This window comes from Streptomyces sp. NRRL WC-3549 (assembly GCF_000721935.1).
GTDB lineage: Bacteria > Actinomycetota > Actinomycetes > Streptomycetales > Streptomycetaceae > Streptomyces.
Genome location: NZ_KL585397.1, coordinates 3,189 through 20,730 on the forward strand (window position 1 = coordinate 3,189; position 17,542 = coordinate 20,730).

Below are 17,542 nucleotides of genomic sequence, written 5' to 3' on the forward strand. Positions count from 1 at the left end.
AGAGATGTGTATAAGAGACAGGTCCCGATGGTGGTCTCCGGCATCGTCTGGCGGCGCATCTTCGACCAGGACACCGGGGTCCTCAACTCCTTCCTCGGCACGTTCGGTCTCGGCGACACCCCCTGGCTGACCAGCACGAGCATGGCGCTGATCTCGGTGATCCTGGTGAACATCTGGATCGGCATCCCCTTCAACATGGTGATCCTCTACGGCGGCCTCCAGGAGGTCCCCAAGGAGCTGCACGAGGCGGCCGCCCTCGACGGCGCCTCCGCCTGGCGTACGTTCCGCTCGGTGACGCTGCCGGTGCTCAAGCCCGTCATCACCGTGGTGCTGGTGCTCGGCTTCATGTCGACGGTCAAGATCCTCGACCTGGTCCTCGCGCTCACCGACGGCGGACCGGCCGACTCCACGCAGACCCTCGGCACCCTCACGTACCAGAACTCCTTCGTCCAGATGGACTTCGGTGCCGGTGCCGTGGTCGGCAACGTCCTGATCCTGATCTCCGCCGTCTTCGCGGTGTTCTACCTGCGGGCCAACCGCAACGAGGGGAAGTGACCGGCATGGCGACCACCCCCCAGACCCCCGCCTCCCCGGCTCCCGCAGTCACCCACCGGCCGAAGCGCCGCTGGGGTGCGACCGTCCTCGGCGTCGTCTTCCTCGCCGTGATGCTGTTCCCGCTGTACTGGATGATCAACACCGCGCTGCAGCCGGACGCGTCACTGGTCGACGTGGCCCCGGTGCCGACGAGCCTGGACCTCTCCGGTTTCTCCTCGGCCCTCACCGACCAGGGCGCCAACCTGCTGACCTCGCTGGCCGTGGCGCTCGGCGCGGTGGCCATCTGCCTGGCGATCTCCGCGCCCGCCGCCTACGGGCTGGCGCAGTTCGACCTGCGCGGCGGCAAGACGATCGTCTTCGGCACGCTCATCACCCAGATGGTGCCGGGCATCGTCATCGCCAACGCCCTGTACAGCGCGTACGTCGATCTCGGCCTGGTCAACTCCTACTTCGGGCTGATGCTGGCGGACGCCTCGCTGGGCATCCCGTTCGCCATCGTGCTGATGCGCTCGTTCATGGTGTCCATCCCGCGCGAGGTCATCGAGGCCGCCGAGATGGACGGCGCCGGCCGCGTCCGCACGTTCGTCCGGGTCGTCCTGCCGATGAGCCGCAACTCCCTGATCACCGCCGGGCTCTTCTCGTTCCTGTACGCGTGGAGCGACTTCATGTTCGCGCTGACGCTGAACACCACGGACGACGTCAAGCCGATCACGCTGGGCATCTACCAGTACATCGGGGCGCACGTCGGCGACTGGGGTTCGGTCATGGCCGCCTCCGTGCTCTCCGCGGTGCCCGCCGCGGTCCTCCTCGTCCTGTCCCAGAAGTACATCGCCGCCGGGATCACCGGCGGTTCCGTCAAGTAGGGGTTTCCATGAGTGAGTTCCCGGTCTTCCCGTCCGGTTTCGTCTTCGGCGCGGCCACCGCCTCGTACCAGATCGAGGGCGCCGTGCGGGAGGACGGCCGAGGTCCGTCCATCTGGGACACCTACAGCCACACCCCCGGCCGCACGGACGGCGGTGACACGGGGGACGTGGCGTGCGACCACTACCACCGCTACCCCGAGGACGTGGCGCTCCTGCGCGAGCTGGGCGTGGACTCGTACCGCTTCTCGGTCTCCTGGTCCCGTGTCCAGGCCGAGGGCAGCGGGGCGGTCAACCCGAAGGGGCTGGACTTCTACTCCCGGCTGGTCGACTCCCTCCTGGAGGCGGGCATCGAGCCGGCGGCCACCCTGTACCACTGGGACCTGCCGCAGGCCCTGGAGGACAAGGGCGGCTGGCGGGTACGGGAGACCGCTGAGCGGTTCGGCGAGTACACCGCGATCGTGGCCGAGCACCTGGGCGACCGGGTGCCGCGCTGGATCACCCTCAACGAGCCGTGGTGCAGCGCGTTCCTGGGGTACTCGGTGGGCCGGCACGCGCCGGGCGCCCAGGAGGGGCGCGGGGCGCTGGCCGCCGCGCACCACCTGCTGGTCGGTCACGGCCACGCGATGAACGCGCTGCGCGCGGCGGGGGTCCGCGAGGCGGGCATCACCCTGAACCTGGACCGCAACGTCCCGGCCACCGAGTCGGACGCGGACCTCGCGGCCGTCGTACGGGCCGACACCCAGCACAACCTGGTGTGGACCGAGCCGCTGCTCGCGGGCCGCTACCCGGCCACCGAGGAGGAGACCTGGGGCGAGCTGATCACCGGCCAGGACTTCCGCCGCGACGGTGACCTGGAGCTGATCTCCCAGCCGATGGACTTCCTCGGCATCAACTACTACCGGCCGATCGTGATCGCCGCCGCCCCGCACCGCGAGGCCGACCCGGCGCTGCGCGTGGCCACCGACAACCGGTACGCGGAGGGCGAGTACCCGGACGTCCGCAGGACCGCGATGGGCTGGCCGGTCGTCCCGCACACCTTCACCGACCTGCTGACGGCGCTGAAGCAGACCTACGGCGAGGCGCTGCCGCCGGTGCACATGCCGTCGGGACCGACGGCGCGATCCACGACGCGGACCGGGTGGAGTACCTGCGCACCCACCTGACGGCGCTGCGGACGGCCATGGACGCGGGCGTCGACGTCCGGGGCTACTACGTGTGGTCGCTGCTGGACAACTTCGAGTGGGCGCTGGGGTACGCGAAGCGGTTCGGGATCATCCGGGTCGACTACGACACCCTGGAGCGCACCCCGAAGGACAGCTACCGCTGGTATCAGCAGCTGATCGCGGCGCACAAGGCCTGAGGAGCGCGCGGGAGCGCGGCAGGGGCACGGTCCGGCCTGATCAGCCGACCGTGCCCCTGCGGCGCTCCGCACATGGCACCGTCCTGCCGGCCGCGTCGTGCGGCGGGCAGGACGGCAGTGCGGGGGTCAGGTCCGTCGCCGGGCCCACACAGGCGTGACGAAGGCGATGAGGACCGCGGCGACACCGATCTGGAAGATGTGGCGGAGCCAGTCGATGCCCCCGGTGTCACGTACGCCGACACCGCTGGCGATCGCGTTGCCGACGAGGGCGCCGACGATACCGAGAAGAGTGGTCAGCCACAGGGGGATGGGCTGGCGACCGGGTACGACGAGCTTGGCCAGCACGCCGATGATGAGTCCCGCGATGATGGCCCACAGGAATGACACGACAAGTCCTCCTCTAGCTCTGCCCTGAACGTTTCGGGAAGCTACAGCCCACATGCCCGGCACGCCCTGGCCTATGCCCCGTTCACCCGGCGGGGAAAATTCCGTTTCCGTCGTCCCGGGGCGGTTACCGGAATCCCATGGCACGGACACCGCAACCCCAGCAGCCCCGCCCCGCCCCCGGCGGCATCCCCGGACACCGCGCACCCGACGACCGCGTGCACGGCACGGGTGAGGACGTACCGGATCCGGATCTCGTCGGGCCGGGACCGGAGGTGGAGCGCAACGCCCCCGACGAACCGACCGCCATGCCCAGCGCGTCGTGGTGGGCGGTACTGAAGCGCACGGTACGGGAGTTCGCGGACGACGAGCTCGCCGACCGGGCCGCCGCCCTGACCTACTACGGCGTGCTGTCGCTCTTCCCCGCCCTGCTGCTGCTGGTGTCCCTGCTGGGCGTCGCGGGTGAGTCCGCCACCCGGCAGGTGATGGACAACCTGGAGAACCTCGCCCCCGGCCCGGTCCGGGACATCCTGTCCGACGCCGTGGAGCAGTTGCAGGGCAAGGGCGGCACGGGTTCCCTGATGGCCGTCGTCGGTCTGGTGCTGGCCCTCTGGTCGGCCTCCGGCTACATCGGGGCGTTCATCCGTTCCGCCAACGCCCTCTACGACATGCCCGAGGGGCGGCCCGTCTGGAAGGTGCTGCCGCTGCGCCTCGGGCTGACGGTGACCCTCATGGTGCTGGCGGTCGTCAGCGCGCTGATCGTGGTCTTCACCGGCCCCCTCGCCCGGCGGGCCGGTTCCGCGCTCGGAATCGGCGACACCGCCATGACGGCGTGGTCGATCGCCAAGTGGCCGGTTCTGGTCCTGCTCGTCGTCGCCATGATCGCGCTCCTGTACTGGGCCGCGCCCAACGCACGGGGCCGAGGCTTCCGGTGGGTGACCCCGGGCAGCCTCGTCGCGCTGCTGCTCTGGATGCTCGCCTCCGGCGGCTTCGCCCTGTACGTGGCGTCCTTCTCCTCGTACAACAAGACGTACGGCGCCCTCGCCGGTGTGATCGTCTTCCTCGTGTGGCTGTGGATCACCAACCTGGCGATCCTGCTCGGCCTCGAATTCGACGCGGAGATGGCACGCCAGCGCGCCATCGACGGCGGTCTCCCCGCGACCGAGGAGCCGTACGTCGAGCCCCGCGACACGGCCAGGTGGTCCGAGGAGGACCTGCGCCACCTCGACTGAGCCGGGGTACGCCGCGCCTCGTCCTCAACTCCCCCTCGGTACCTCGACGTCGTAGACCAGCGCGTACACGATGTCCCGGGCCTGGCGTAGGTCGTAGCCCGTCGTGTCCACGATCACCTTGAGCGCCCGGATGGTGTCGCCCCCCAGCATGAACATGCGCGCGTCGGCCTGCGCCTCCTCCGGCACGGGCAGGACACGGGCTCGCCGTGGATCCACGCTCCGCGGGATCCTCGGCAGCCCGCCCTCCCTTTTTCTTCCCCCAAACACCTTCGGCCTCCAGTCCTTCTCCCGTACGCCCCGTTCGTGGGGCGCATCCTATGCGGACGGGCGTTCAGGCGCGCTGGACGCCCTCGCCAGGGTGCCGGCCGTGCTCGCGGGCGACTTCGCCGACCTGCGGCCCGCTCCCGCCCTGCCGGAACTTGCCGGTGCGGCACCTGAGTTGAGCCGGACCCGTACGTGTTCACGGAAGCTCCCCATCTGCCCGGAACCCTTCGTCGGGGCGCGGCCGTCCTCCTCTCCGTAAGTTGCACAGAGCCGGCGGCCGGCCTGCCCCGGCCCGGCTCCGTCCGTGAGGAGATGTACGTGAAGTCATGGCGTTCCCGTATCGCCGCTGCCGCCGTCGTCGGCGCCGCGGCGGTCACCATCCCGCTGACCGCGGGTTCCGCGTCTGCCGTGGTCACCGATCCCGATGGCTTCCACCTGGCCGGCGGCACCCGGACCCACGACGAATGCCAGCTGGAGGGCCGGCTCGACCTCGAGCAGAACGGGTACACCGAGTTCCAGTGCCGCTGGAACCCGAGCACGCTCTTCTGGGAGGAGTGGGTCCGCTGAGCGGACCGCCCGACGCGAGGAACGCGCTCCCCGGCCGGGGAGCGCTGTCCGAGGGCCGCGGGGACGGCCACGGGCGGTGACAGGCCGGGGGGGCGACCACGGGCGGTGACAGGCCGGGGGGACGGGCACCGGTCGGTGACCGTCGGATCGGTCACCGACCGGTGGAGCCCGGGAGCCGGACGGCCGCGCCGGATCGCGAGGCGGCATCCGGGCCGGTTGTCCTCGTGCCCGCGGGCCCTGGTACCCGCGGGTCCTGGTGCCCGCGGGTCCTGGTACCCGCGGGCCCTGGTACCCGCCGGTGCTCGGGTCCGCGCGGTGCCCGGCGGCTCTGCCCGCGGGGCCGGTGTGCGCCGACCCTCCATTACCTCGCTGCATGCACGGCAACCGCGTCCCGAGGGGGAGTCGGAGTTCTCGCCCCGGGTTCCGTGCCTCCGGTACCCGCCGAGGTCTCAACGCACCGCGTAGGCCGCCGGGTTCTCCATCACCTCGTACATCACCCGGGCCGCCGCGCCCCGGGCCGCGTCGCCGGAGCGGGACGAGGCCCGCAGTCGGCTGCCGCCCGCGTGCCAGCGGCCCGAGACGACCCGGGCGGTGAGCTGGGCGTCGGCGGACCGCTCCAGCCACGGCATCAGGGTGCGGTAGATCCCGCCCAGCACGACCGCCTCGGGGTCGAAGAGGTTGACCGCCCCGGCCAGGACCACCCCCAGCCGGTCCCCCGCCGTGGCCAGGGCCTCGACGGCCCGCGCCTCCCCGGCGGCCGCGCGCTGTTCCAGCTCCGCGATGCCCCGTACGCCCAGGTCCGGGTCGATGCCGGCGGCCGTGAGGAGGGCGCCCCGGCCGGCGTACTGCTCCAGGCAGCCGTGCGCCCCGCACCGGCACAGGGGTCCCTGCGGATCGACGACCACGTGGCCGATCTCGCCCGCGAAACCGTGGGCGCCCCGCAGCATCTGACCGTTCACGACGAGCGCGCCGCCCACGCCGATCTCACCGGTGAGATAGAGGAAGGTGCGCAGGCCGCCGAGTCCGCCGAACCAGTACTCGGCCAGGGCCGCCAGGTTGGCCTCGTTGTCGGAGCCGACGGGCAGTGCGCGCCCGGCCGGGCGCAGCGTCCCGAGGGCCTGCCCGAAGATGCCTTCGGCGGCGACCCGGCTCCAGCCGAGGTTGGGCGCCTGGCGGACGACACCGCCGGAGACGAGGCCGGGCAGGGCCAGTTCGACGCCGACGACGCGCAGGTGCTGTTCGCGGGTGGAGCCGATGACCCGGTTGGTGAGCCGGGCGGCGTGGGCGAGGACCTCGGCGGGCGGGACGCCTCGGTGGTCGGTGTGTTCGGTGACCCGGACCCGGTCCGTGCCGGTGAGGTCGACGGCGCAGACCGACACGTAGTCGATGTTGATCTCCACCCCGAGCCCGGCCGGCCCGGTCCGGGAGAGGGTGAGGACGGTGCCGGGACGTCCGGCGGATCCGCTGGAGGTCTTGCCCGACTCGCTGAGGCAGCCGAGTCCGAGGAGCTCCTCGCCGCGGGAGGAGACCTGTCTCTTAGTCCGAGGAGCTCCTCGACGAGGGAGGAGACGGCGGCCCGGGTGAGTCCGACGAGGCTCGCCACCCTCGCCCGGGTGACCTCGCCCTCCTCGCGCACGGTGCGCAGCACGAGGCTGAGGTTGTGGCGTCGCACGGACTCGTGCCCGGCCTTGGCCGCCGGTGAGGTGAGGGACTTGTTCATAGCGTGTCGAGCCTAACGACCTGAACGGCACGGCGAAGGGCCGCACCCGCCGGGGTGCGGCCCTCGCCTGCTTCCTGAGCCCCTACTTGCGGATCAGGCTGCGGAGCACGTACTGCAGGATGCCGCCGTTGCGGTAGTAGTCCGCCTCGCCGGGGGTGTCGATGCGGACGACGCCGTCGAACTCCACACCGGTGTCGGTGGTGACCTTGACCGTGCGGGGCGTGGTGCCCTCGTTCAGCTCGGTCACGCCGGCGAAGGAGAAGGTCTCCTCACCGGTCAGACCGAGCGTCTCGGCGGTCTGGCCCTCCGGGAACTGGAGCGGGAGGACGCCCATGCCGATGAGGTTCGAGCGGTGGATGCGCTCGTAGGACTCGGCGATGACGGCCTTGACGCCGAGGAGCGCGGTGCCCTTGGCGGCCCAGTCGCGGGACGAGCCGGAGCCGTACTCCTTGCCCGCCAGGATGACCAGCGGGGTGCCGGCGGCCTGGTAGTTCTGCGAGGCGTCGTAGATGAACGACACCGGACCGCCGTCCTGGGTGAAGTCGCGGGTGAAGCCGCCCTCCGTGCCCGGCGCGATCTGGTTGCGCAGACGGATGTTGGCGAAGGTGCCGCGGATCATGACCTCGTGGTTGCCACGGCGGGAGCCGTAGGAGTTGAAGTCACGGCGCTCGATGCCGTGCTCCGTGAGGTACTTGCCGGCCGGGGTGTCGGCCTTGATCGCACCGGCCGGGGAGATGTGGTCGGTGGTGACCGAGTCGCCCAGCTTGGCCAGGACACGGGCGCCGGTGATGTCCTCGACCGGGCTGGTCTCCATGGTCATGCCCTCGAAGTACGGGGGCTTGCGCACGTAGGTGGACTCGGAGTCCCACTCGAAGGTGTTGCCGGTCGGGATCGACAGCGCCTGCCACTGGGCGTCGCCCGCGAAGACGTCCTGGTAGGACTTGTTGAACATGTCCTCGCCGATGGCGTTCGCCACGACGTCGTTGACCTCGGCCTCGGTGGGCCAGATGTCCGCGAGGTGGACGGGCTTGCCGTCCTGGTCGACGCCGAGGGCGTCCTTGGTGATGTCGACCTTCATCGAACCGGCGAGGGCGTACGCGACGACCAGCGGCGGGGACGCCAGGTAGTTCATCTTGACGTCGGGGTTGATCCGGCCCTCGAAGTTGCGGTTGCCGGAGAGCACCGAGGTCACGGCCAGGTCGTGCTCGTTGACGGCCTTGGAGACCTCGTCCGGCAGCGGGCCGGAGTTGCCGATGCAGGTCGTGCAGCCGTAACCGACGAGGTTGAAGCCGACCTTGTCGAGGTACGGGGTCAGGCCCGCCTTGTCGAAGTAGTCGGTGACGACCTTGGAGCCCGGGGCGAGGGTGGTCTTGACCCAGGGCTTGCGGGTCAGGCCCTTCTCGACCGCCTTCTTCGCCACGAGCGCCGCGGCGACCATGACGTACGGGTTCGAGGTGTTGGTGCAGGAGGTGATCGCGGCGACGGTGACGGCGCCGTGGTCCAGCTCGTACGTGGTGCCGTCGGGGGCGGTCACGGCGACCGGGTTCGACGGGCCGCCCGGGGCGATCGCCGGGGAGTCGGAGGCCGGGAAGGACTCCTTGCCCGCCTCGTCGACGCAGTCCACGTAGTTGCGGACGTCCTGGGCGAACTGCTGGGAGGCGTTGGCCAGGACGATGCGGTCCTGCGGGCGCTTCGGGCCGGCGATGGAGGGGACGACCGTGGAGAGGTCGAGCTCCAGCTTCTCGGAGAAGTCCGGCTCGGCGGCCGGGTCCAGCCAGAGGCCCTGCTCCTTGGCGTACGCCTCGACGAGGGCGACCTGCTGGGCGTCACGGCCCGTCAGGCGCAGGTAGTTCAGCGTCTCGTCGTCGATCGGGAAGATCGCGGCGGTGGAGCCGAACTCGGGCGACATGTTGCCGATGGTGGCGCGGTTCGCGAGGGAGGTGGCGGCGACGCCCTCACCGTAGAACTCGACGAACTTGCCGACGACGCCGTGCTTGCGGAGCATCTCGGTGATGGTCAGCACGAGGTCGGTGGCGGTGGTGCCGGCCGGGAGCTCGCCGGTCAGCTTGAAGCCGACGACGCGCGGGATGAGCATGGAGACCGGCTGGCCGAGCATCGCGGCCTCGGCCTCGATGCCGCCGACGCCCCAGCCCAGGACGCCCAGGCCGTTGACCATCGTGGTGTGGGAGTCGGTGCCGACGAGGGTGTCGGGGTACGCCTGGCCGTTCCGGACCATGACCGTGCGGGCCAGGTGCTCGATGTTGACCTGGTGGACGATGCCGGTGCCCGGGGGGACGACCTTGAACTCGTCGAAGGCGGTCTGGCCCCAGCGCAGGAACTGGTAGCGCTCCTTGTTACGGCCGTACTCCAGCTCGACGTTCTGCGCGAACGCCTCGTTGGTGCCGAACTTGTCGGCGATGACGGAGTGGTCGATGACCAGCTCGGCCGGGGCCAGCGGGTTGATCTTCGCCGGGTCGCCGCCGAGCTCCTTGACGGCCTCACGCATGGTGGCGAGGTCCACGACACACGGGACGCCCGTGAAGTCCTGCATGATCACGCGGGCCGGCGTGAACTGGATCTCCTGGCTGGGCTGGGCCTGGGAGTCCCATCCGCCCAGCGCCCGGATGTGGTCGGCGGTGATGTTCGCGCCGTCCTCGGTGCGGAGCAGGTTCTCCAGCAGCACCTTCAGGCTGTAAGGGAGGCGCGCGGAGCCCTCGACCTTGTCCAGCCTGAAGATCTCGTACGACTCGTCGCCCACGCGCAGCGTGCTGCGGGCGTCGAAGCTGTTCGCCGACACGACAGTCTCCTTCTTCAATGTGCGCGTTCAACCGCGCCGCGCCTCATAGGCGGCCGGCGCCGCTCGGTGCCGCCTGCGGCCCCCACCATCCGCTAAGGTAAGGATTAGTTAGGTAACCCTTACCGAACGGCGGCTGCGGTGCGCCTCGGCAGATATCTCGATGTCGAGATAACTCTAGTACATCACCGCCGTGCGGTCATGCCCGGGCACCGGGCACGACCGCACCTGCGGGTCCTCACCCCCTCCTTCCCGCTCAAGGAGCGGCGGTACCGGAAAACCCGGACTTCGACGGGGAGGCGCGGACGCCGACCGCGCCCCGCGGGGACGCCCAGCCCCTCTCCGGCCGCCCGGCTCCCCCCGGACCGGACCCCCCGACCCGTCCCGCCCGGCGGGCGCCAGGGCCCTGCACGCACCCGCCGGGCCGTGGCGCCCGCCGCACCCCCTCGACGGACCCGCGGGGACCGTTCGGCCGGCGTGGGACGATCCGCCACCGCCGCCCGACCACCGCACCGGGCGCCACCCGTTCGGCCGAGCTGCGCGCGCCGGATGCCGCGGGGCGGACGACCGTCGAGTTGGCTGTCCGTACGCGGCGCGGACACGCGACGGGCACCTGAAACACACACCCCGGTGCGATCTTCATCTCATATCTGAGATAGCGTTAAGCCATGGAAGACGACTACCTCGTACGTATCGGCAAGCTCATCCGTGACGCCCGTCAGCACCGGGGCTGGACGCAGACACAGCTTGCCGAGGCGCTCGCCACCAGCCAGAGCGCCGTCAACCGCATCGAGCGCGGCAACCAGAACATCAGCCTTGAGATGATCGCCCGCATCGGCGAGGCCCTCGACAGCGAGATCGTGTCACTCGGGTACGCCGGCCCGATGCACCTGCGAGTCGTCGGTGGGCGCCGCCTGTCCGGCGCCATCGACGTCAAGACCAGCAAGAACGCCTGCGTCGCCCTGCTCTGCGGGTCACTGCTCAACAAGGGCCGCACCGTACTGCGCCGGGTCGCCCGCATCGAGGAGGTCTTCCGGCTGCTGGAGGTCCTCAACTCCATCGGGGTGCGCACCCGCTGGATCAACGACGGCCTCGACCTGGAGATCCTGCCGCCCGCGCAGCTGGAGCTGGAGTCGATCGACGCGGACGCCGCCCGCCGGACCCGCTCCATCATCATGTTCCTCGGCCCGCTGCTCCACCGTACGGACCGCTTCACGCTGCCGTACGCCGGCGGCTGCGACCTCGGCACGCGGACCATCGAGCCGCACATGATCGCCCTGCGCCGCTTCGGTCTCGACATCGCGGCCACCGACGGGCTGTACCACGCACAGGTCGACCCGGCGGTCAGGCCGGAACGGCCGATCGTCCTGACCGAGCGCGGCGACACGGTGACGGAGAACGCGCTGCTGGCCGCCGCCCGGCACGACGGCACGACCGTCATCCGCAACGCCTCCTCCAACTACATGGTCCAGGACCTGTGCTTCTTCCTGGAGGCGCTCGGCGTACGCGTGGACGGCGTCGGTACGACGACGCTGACCGTGCACGGCGTGCCCGAGATCGACGTGGACGTCGACTACTCCCCCTCCGAGGACCCGGTCGAGGCGATGAGCCTGCTGGCCGCCGCGGTCGTCACGGAGTCGGAGCTGACGATCCGCCGGGTACCGATCGAGTTCCTGGAGATCGAGCTCGCGGTCCTGGAGGAGATGGGCGTCGACTGCGACCGCACCCCGGAGTACGCGGCCGACAACGGCCGGACCCGGCTGGTCGACCTGACGGTCCGGCCCTCCAAACTGGAGGCGCCCATCGACAAGATCCACCCGATGCCGTTCCCCGGCCTGAACATCGACAACGTCCCGTTCTTCGCGGCCATCGCCGCCGCCGCGCACGGCCAGACCCTCATCCACGACTGGGTCTACGACAACCGCGCCATCTACCTCACCGATCTCAACCGCCTCGGCGGCAGGCTCCAACTCCTCGACCCGCACCGGGTCCTGGTGGAAGGCCCGACCCGCTGGCGCGCCGCCGAGATGATGTGCCCGCCCGCGCTGCGGCCGGCGGTGGTGGTGCTGCTGGCGATGATGGCGGCCGAGGGCACGTCGGTGCTGCGCAACGTGTACGTGATCAACCGCGGTTACGAGGAGCTGGCGGAGCGGCTGAACTCGGTGGGGGCGCAGATCGAGATCTTCCGGGACATCTGAAAGCCCGCAGGAATAGCATCGTCGCACCCCTCCTGAACTGCACAAATGCAAGGTCAGGAGGGGTGCGACGGAGCCCCTGGGACTTTTCTGGGACTTTGAATCAGGAACGACGGCATTCGAACACCGCCCTCTCCACATGGTGCGTCATCGGAAACACGTCACGGACGCAAGGCCCGGTGGATCAGCAGGTCAGACGTGTCTGTCGCTCCCGAGGAGCGGCTTCTCCCCCTCGGGAGCGTCAAACGAGCGTCACGGCCGAATCTTGTCGGCCCTGTCAGAGGGAGTCTGCGGAGCCGCCCCAGGGTCCGTTGCAAGATCAACGTTCGCCCGATTCGCCGGAGTGGGGTTGAACTGAGCGGTAAGCCCGCTTCGGTTGAAACGCGGCGCAGGCACGGTCTCGGTGATCAGGTGATCAGGTGAGTGTCTACGTCCCATGATCACTTGGCGAGTCCGTGCCTGCTCCTGCATCTTCCCTCACGCTCTGCGGCCTGGATCAACTGGCCCTCGCTTCCATGCCGGCGCCGTTGCCGGACGCGGTCGCGCTATCCGGGTTCCTGGACCTGATACCCGATCCGCGCGGGCTACGTGGGCGGCGTTATCTTCTTTCCGCGCTGGTGTCCGCCGTGGCGGCGAGTGTGCTGGCAGGCACCCGCTCGCTGAGCGCGATGACCGAGTGGATCGCGGACGCTCCGGCGTGGGCCCGCCGGGCGCTCGGTTTCCCCGTCGACCCGCTGACCGGAACCGTGTCCGTGCCGCACCCCCAGACCCTGCGCCGACTGTTGGCCCAGCTCGACGGCGACGCCCTCGACCAGGCGATCGGCACCTTTCTCGCCGCCCGCGCCGCCCCCGTGCCCGCCGGATTGCGAGCGATCGCCGTCGACGGGAAGGTACTGCGCGGCTCGCGAACGGCCACCGCCCCGGCCGTCACACTGCTGGCCGCGATGGACCACACCGGAAACGTCCTCGCCCAGCGTCAGATCGCCGACATGAGCAACGAAATCCCCGCCTTCGCGCCCCTGTTGGACACCGTCGACCTCTCCAGCACGGTGATCACCGCCGACGCCCTGCACACCCAGCATGCCCACGGCGCCTACCTCCGCACGCGCGGCGCCCACTACATCGCCGTCGTCAAGGCCAATCATCCCGGCCTGCTCGAACGCGTCCGCCGGCTGCCCTGGCCGGAGATCGGCCTCGACCAGTACGAGCGCACCCATGCCCACCACCGCCAGGAGATCCGCCGCCTGAAGACCGCGGCCTTCGCTCACATTGACTACCCCAACGCTCAACAAGCCCTCCAAATCGTGCGCCGGAGACGGGACCTCGCTACCGGCAAGCTGACGATCGAGCGGGTCTACCCGATCACCAGCCTGCCGCCCGGTGCGGCGAGCGAAGCCCAGATCGCAGCTTGGATCAAGGGCCACTGGAAGATCGAGAACCTTCTGCATCACGTGAGGGACCGCACCTTCCGCGAGGACGATTCCAAGATCCGCACAGGCCACCTGCCACGGATCATGGCCGGGCTCCGCAACCTCGCCATCGGTATCCACCGCCAAGATGACGGGTCAACATCGCCGCCGCCCTACGTCACGCTGCCCGCGACTGCCACAGGCCCCTGACCGCCCTCGGGCTCACCGGATGAACCCGGACAGAAAGCGATCTTGCAACAGACCCTGGGAGCCGCCCGCCGCCGGGACGGCAATACGCCCAACAACTTGAACACGCCGACGGGCAGCGAGCCGACGACAAGTCAGCGACCAAGCGAAACGAAGCGCATGGGCTCCGACAACGCCAGCGCAGAAGAGTCCATGTCCGCCATTCGGGCTGCCAGCGTCGCCTCAGAGAGGCGGGGCGGCAGGGCGTCAGCGAATTTCAGACCGCGGAGAGCTCGCTCATCAGTGGCCGGGAGACATAGGCGCTCAGCGGCCTCCGCAGTAACGGCTTTCCAAGCCGTCGGATCGAGATCCTCCCGCAGCCGGATCCAGCGATCATTGACGGCTTGGCCTGGTACCGCGACGCCATCGAGAGTCGCAGCGAGCGTGGCGTTCGCACGATGGCCTGCCCAGGTCCACCACCTCATCTGCCCCCCTGAGTCACGGATGATCAGAGTGCCTGCCGGGTGTACCCGCTCCAGGTATGCCTCTCGCGCCTGCCGCAACGCCCTGATTGCGCGTGGTGTCAGGGCAACCGGCGGGTCCTCACCCAGCAACACCTGCCGCTCCGCCCGAGTGAGCTCGTAGGAGCCGGCCATGCCGAATCCGGCGCCGCTCCACTTCGCCTTGCCCCCACTGTCGACAGGCTCGACGAAGCAGCGTTTGCGTCGCCAGTCGATATAGGTGACCTGCCAGCTCCGTCCCGCCAACAGCAGGCGGCGCGGTCCGTCCACCCGCTCCGTGAGCAGACTGGGATCGATACGGCCGATCTCCTGGCGGCCTTGCAGAACCGTGAACTGCGGCGGGGCGGTGAACACTGCGGTGAGACTCATGAAATGACGGTGCCCGAAGCGCCGTTCGGCCTCCGGCCCGATGAACAGCATGCCGCCGTCCCGGTCGAGATAGCCCTGATCGACCAGGTGACGCACGATCGGCTCTGCGGACGAACCGAAGGGATCCAGGCCGTTCCACCATTCCTGCCACAGGTGCTCACCGACGCGGTGTTCCTGCAAACACAGAGCCAAAAGCTGCTGGGCGACGATGTGCCGCGGCTCGGGTGGAGCCACGACCGGCTCCACCCATCCCTGTGACCACTTCAGCAGCAAGCCTGCAGCCTCGAGCAGCCCATCCTCGTCCAGAACGAGGAACAGACAGTTGCGCAGCGCCCCTTCGCGGCGTCCGGAGCGGCCGAGCCGTTGAAGAAAGGACGCGACGGATCCAGGGGCATCAATCTGAATCACGCGGTCCAGGTCGCCTACGTCGATGCCGAGTTCGAGGGTGCTGGTGGAGATGATGACGCAGTCCCGCGCCTCGGCGAAGGCCGTCTCGGCGCGTCTGCGTTCGTCGAGGGAGAGTGAGGCATGCGAGAGGAAAGTCGTCACGCCTTTCGCCCGCAGTTTCTCGCCCAATTCCTCGACGTACCGACGTGATTCACAGAAGACCAGCCGCTTCTCACCCCGGTGCAGCGCGGCAATGACAGTGGCCGCGTTGTCGAGCGAGCCGACGTGGTCGAGCTGGATGTCGCCCGGCGGTACGACGGCCGCTCCCGTCGCTCCCCCCAGAGTTGTGGGCGAGGGCACACTGCCGCGCGGGGGGAGCTCCGGGGCGATGACCCGACCCGGCCGTTTACCCGCCCCTGAGCCCTGCAGCCACTGGAGCAGCGCTTCCGGATTGCCGATGGTCGCCGAGAGACCGACCCGCTGCAGAGGGCTGCCCGCGACGCGTTGCAGCCTTTCCAGTACGGCAAGGAGATGCCAGCCGCGGTCGTCGCCGGCGAAGGCGTGCACCTCGTCCACCACGACGGCCTGAAGGCCCGAGAAGAACGAAGCGTGGTCCACATTGACACTCACCAGCATCGCTTCGAGCGATTCGGGTGTGGTCAGCAGGACGTCGGGTCTTGCGGTCAGAATGCGCTTGCGGAAGCCGGCCGGCGTGTCCCCGTGCCACAGGGCGGCGGTCCGTCCCAGCCAGGAGGTATAGGTCTCCAGTCTGGGCAGGAGATTGTTGAGCAGCGCTTTCAGCGGACAGACGTAAAGCACGGAGGTGCCGCTCCAACGCCGTTCAGTCATCCTCGTCAGCAGGGGAAAGACTGCCGCTTCGGTCTTGCCTCCGGCGGTGGGCGCGAGCAGAACGGCGTCGTTCCCGTCGGCCAGGGGAGTGACTGCCTCCTCCTGGAGGGGGCGCAGGCTCCGCCAGCCCAGCGTGTTGACAATGTGGTGTACGAGCGCCGGGTCCAGGTCCGCCGCGCTCACGGCAGTTCCAGTGCGATCGATCCGGCGTCCCCCGACGCCGCCGCGTTGCGTTCGACTTCGGTGAGTTCGGCCGCGGTGACGGTGAGCGCGTAGTGCGTGCGGGGGTCGAAGTCGTCGAATTCGTCAACCCGGTCGAGGATATCGGCGACCAGTTTGCGCAGGAACACACGCGGGGCGATGCCAACCTGCCCGCCGAGCCTGCCGGTGACGGCGTGGGCCAATTCCGCGAGGTAGTCGTCGTCGACCCGGTGCGCGACACGCTCAGGGCTGCGGGCGATCTGCCCGTACAGGTCCCGCACCGAGCGCCCCAGTTCAGTCAGCTGCGTGAGGTCGAAGCCCTGCAGACGCAGCTGTACGGCTCGTGGAGAGTCGAAGCGCGGGTCAGTCGTGAAGTCGGTGGCCAGCCGTTGAGCCAGCGGGGGGAGCCGCTGCACACCCTGTTGTCCGTCGTAGAACCCAGGGGTGCCCGTGATGACGAGGAAGAGCCCGGGGAAGCGGCCGGCGTCGATCTCGTCCAAGAGTTGTCGCAGCGCGTTGAGGCCCTTCTCCCGAACGTCCCCGCGGACCCTTTGCAGGGTCTCGGTCTCGTCGAGGACGAGGAGGAGCCCGGGGTGGCCGCAGTCGCGGAGGACCGTGAGCAGCCCTTGCAGGAAGCCGAGGGCGGCGAAATGGTCGAGGTCGCCCCGTACACCCGCGCTACGACGGGCGGAGGCGGCAACCGACTTCTGTCCGCCGAGCCAGGCGATGAGCGCTTCCGCGGTTGCGCCGTCTCCGGTCGTCACCGCCCGCCGGTAGCCCCGCAGGGCCGCTGCGAAAGCGGGGGTCGTCCTGGCGACGTCGGCGAGGCGCCGCTCCATCAGAGCGTCGACGGCCGCGGCGAGTGACGTCTCGTCCTCCTCGTCCGTCTCACCTGCGTCCAGGACTTCTTCCTCCAGGGTGTAGAACCAGGAGTCGACGATCGCCCGTAGCGCGCTGGGTTGGTGGGTGGCGGTCGTCAGGCGTTCGGTGAGCCTGCGGTAGACGGTCTCCAGCCGGTGCAGCGGCGTTTCCGTCTCCGAGATCTGTACTTCGGCAGTGGCCAGCCCGGCCCGTTTGGCGCGTTCGGCGAGCCACCGGACGAAGAAGGTCTTGCCGGAGCCGTACTCACCGCGGATGGCGTGGAAGGCAGCGCCTCCGCGTGCGGTGACCGAAAGGTCGTCGTCGAGTGCCGCCTCGAACCGGCCGAGGCCGACGGCGAACAGGTCGAGTCCGGACTGCGGGACTGTCCCGCGCCGCAGCGCGTCGATGACTTCACGCATGCGTACGGCACTGGCCGATGCCGCCGCGGTCATGGCTTCTCCTTTCCTGGTTTCTCGTTCGTCGCCCGCACCTGCAGGAACTGGTCCCGCAGCAGAGCGACGTCGAGCTTGACCGCGTGACCGGCCTCGACGAAGCCGAGCACGGGGTATCCCTCGACGTTGAGCAGGCGCTGCACCGTGGCGACGAAGCCCTCGATATTGCGCCGTACCCTGCCGGTGGCCGAGATGGCGGCGGCGAGCGCGGCCGGCGACATGGTGCCTCCGGCAGCGGCAAGAGCGTCGATGACGGCAGCAACCACCTTGCCCTCAGGGGCCTTGCGGACGTACTCCTTCTGCGCCTCGTAGACCTCGCTCGCCACCACGCGCCCGCCAAGGGTGGCGGGGACCTGGGGCGCATCGGCAGGCG

The 17,542-nt window shown here is 69.7% G+C and carries 11 protein-coding genes and 3 pseudogenes; 7 read left to right on the plus strand and 7 right to left on the minus strand.

The window, feature by feature from the left end; genetic code table 11:
• From IH13_RS0114280 to IH13_RS37445, 3 genes and pseudogenes are all read left to right on the plus strand, one after another.
• A partial coding sequence (locus tag IH13_RS0114280; RefSeq protein ID WP_158791171.1) for a carbohydrate ABC transporter permease occupies positions 1-555 on the plus strand: 555 nt, incomplete at its 5' end.
• Between the two features lie 5 nt (positions 556-560).
• Complete coding sequence (locus IH13_RS0114285; RefSeq protein WP_037841358.1) at positions 561-1,418, plus strand: carbohydrate ABC transporter permease; 858 nt, start codon at positions 561-563, stop codon at positions 1,416-1,418.
• Between the two features lie 8 nt (positions 1,419-1,426).
• Positions 1,427-2,778, plus strand: a pseudogene (locus IH13_RS37445) (GH1 family beta-glucosidase).
• 126 nt (positions 2,779-2,904) lie between these two features.
• Here IH13_RS37445 and IH13_RS0114295 read toward each other — a convergent pair.
• Positions 2,905-3,165: a GlsB/YeaQ/YmgE family stress response membrane protein gene (locus IH13_RS0114295; protein WP_031084421.1), complete on the minus strand. Its 261-nt coding sequence runs from the start codon at positions 3,163-3,165 to the stop codon at positions 2,905-2,907.
• 137 nt (positions 3,166-3,302) lie between these two features.
• On the opposite strand from IH13_RS0114295, the gene IH13_RS0114300 reads away from it, so the two are divergent.
• A complete protein-coding gene (locus IH13_RS0114300) occupies positions 3,303-4,394 on the plus strand; it encodes a YihY/virulence factor BrkB family protein (protein WP_031084423.1) in 1,092 nt (363 codons plus the stop codon).
• A 24-nt stretch (positions 4,395-4,418) separates the two neighbouring features.
• On the opposite strand, the gene IH13_RS43445 is transcribed toward IH13_RS0114300, so the two are convergent.
• Positions 4,419-4,610 (minus strand): hypothetical protein, encoded by a 192-nt coding sequence (locus tag IH13_RS43445; RefSeq protein WP_158791173.1) that lies wholly within the window; start codon positions 4,608-4,610, stop codon positions 4,419-4,421.
• A 366-nt stretch (positions 4,611-4,976) separates the two neighbouring features.
• On the opposite strand from IH13_RS43445, the gene IH13_RS37450 reads away from it, so the two are divergent.
• Complete coding sequence (locus IH13_RS37450; protein ID WP_158791175.1) at positions 4,977-5,225, plus strand: hypothetical protein; 249 nt, start codon at positions 4,977-4,979, stop codon at positions 5,223-5,225.
• A 449-nt stretch (positions 5,226-5,674) separates the two neighbouring features.
• On the opposite strand, the pseudogene IH13_RS37455 reads toward IH13_RS37450, so the two are convergent.
• Positions 5,675-6,945 (minus strand): annotated as a pseudogene (locus IH13_RS37455) (ROK family protein).
• Positions 6,946-7,027: 82 nt separating this feature from the next.
• Complete coding sequence (gene acnA, locus IH13_RS0114320) at positions 7,028-9,742, minus strand: aconitate hydratase AcnA (protein ID WP_031084425.1); 2,715 nt, start codon at positions 9,740-9,742, stop codon at positions 7,028-7,030.
• Between the two features lie 665 nt (positions 9,743-10,407).
• On the opposite strand from acnA, the gene IH13_RS0114325 reads away from it, so the two are divergent.
• On the plus strand, positions 10,408-11,937 hold the full coding sequence (locus IH13_RS0114325) for a helix-turn-helix domain-containing protein (RefSeq protein WP_031084427.1): 1,530 nt from the start codon (positions 10,408-10,410) through the stop codon (positions 11,935-11,937).
• A 512-nt stretch (positions 11,938-12,449) separates the two neighbouring features.
• Positions 12,450-13,553 (plus strand): ISAs1 family transposase, encoded by a 1,104-nt coding sequence (locus tag IH13_RS37460; protein ID WP_234433298.1) that lies wholly within the window; start codon positions 12,450-12,452, stop codon positions 13,551-13,553.
• Between the two features lie 131 nt (positions 13,554-13,684).
• On the opposite strand, the gene IH13_RS0114335 is transcribed toward IH13_RS37460, so the two are convergent.
• The 3 genes and pseudogenes from IH13_RS0114335 to IH13_RS0114345 form a co-directional block, all read right to left on the minus strand.
• Complete coding sequence (locus IH13_RS0114335; protein WP_031084428.1) at positions 13,685-15,838, minus strand: DEAD/DEAH box helicase; 2,154 nt, start codon at positions 15,836-15,838, stop codon at positions 13,685-13,687.
• Positions 15,835-17,169 (minus strand): BREX system ATP-binding protein BrxD, encoded by a 1,335-nt coding sequence (brxD, locus tag IH13_RS0114340; protein WP_031084430.1) that lies wholly within the window; start codon positions 17,167-17,169, stop codon positions 15,835-15,837. The genes IH13_RS0114335 and brxD overlap by 4 nt, the downstream gene beginning before the upstream one ends.
• A pseudogene (locus IH13_RS0114345) lies at positions 17,166-17,542 on the minus strand (BREX-2 system phosphatase PglZ); the annotation flags it as partial. The pseudogene IH13_RS0114345 and the gene brxD, both read right to left, overlap by 4 nt.

Excerpts from the sequence above, each read along its gene's own strand:
- IH13_RS0114285 (WP_037841358.1), top strand. The coding sequence starts at position 561 with ATGGCGACCACCCCCCAGACCCCCGCCTCCCCGGCTCCCGCAGTCACC.
- IH13_RS0114300 (WP_031084423.1), top strand. The coding sequence starts at position 3,303 with ATGGCACGGACACCGCAACCCCAGCAGCCCCGCCCCGCCCCCGGCGGC.
- IH13_RS0114325 (WP_031084427.1), top strand. The coding sequence starts at position 10,408 with ATGGAAGACGACTACCTCGTACGTATCGGCAAGCTCATCCGTGACGCC.
- IH13_RS37460 (WP_234433298.1), top strand. The coding sequence starts at position 12,450 with ATGCCGGCGCCGTTGCCGGACGCGGTCGCGCTATCCGGGTTCCTGGAC.
- brxD (WP_031084430.1), bottom strand. The coding sequence starts at position 17,169 with ATGACCGCGGCGGCATCGGCCAGTGCCGTACGCATGCGTGAAGTCATC.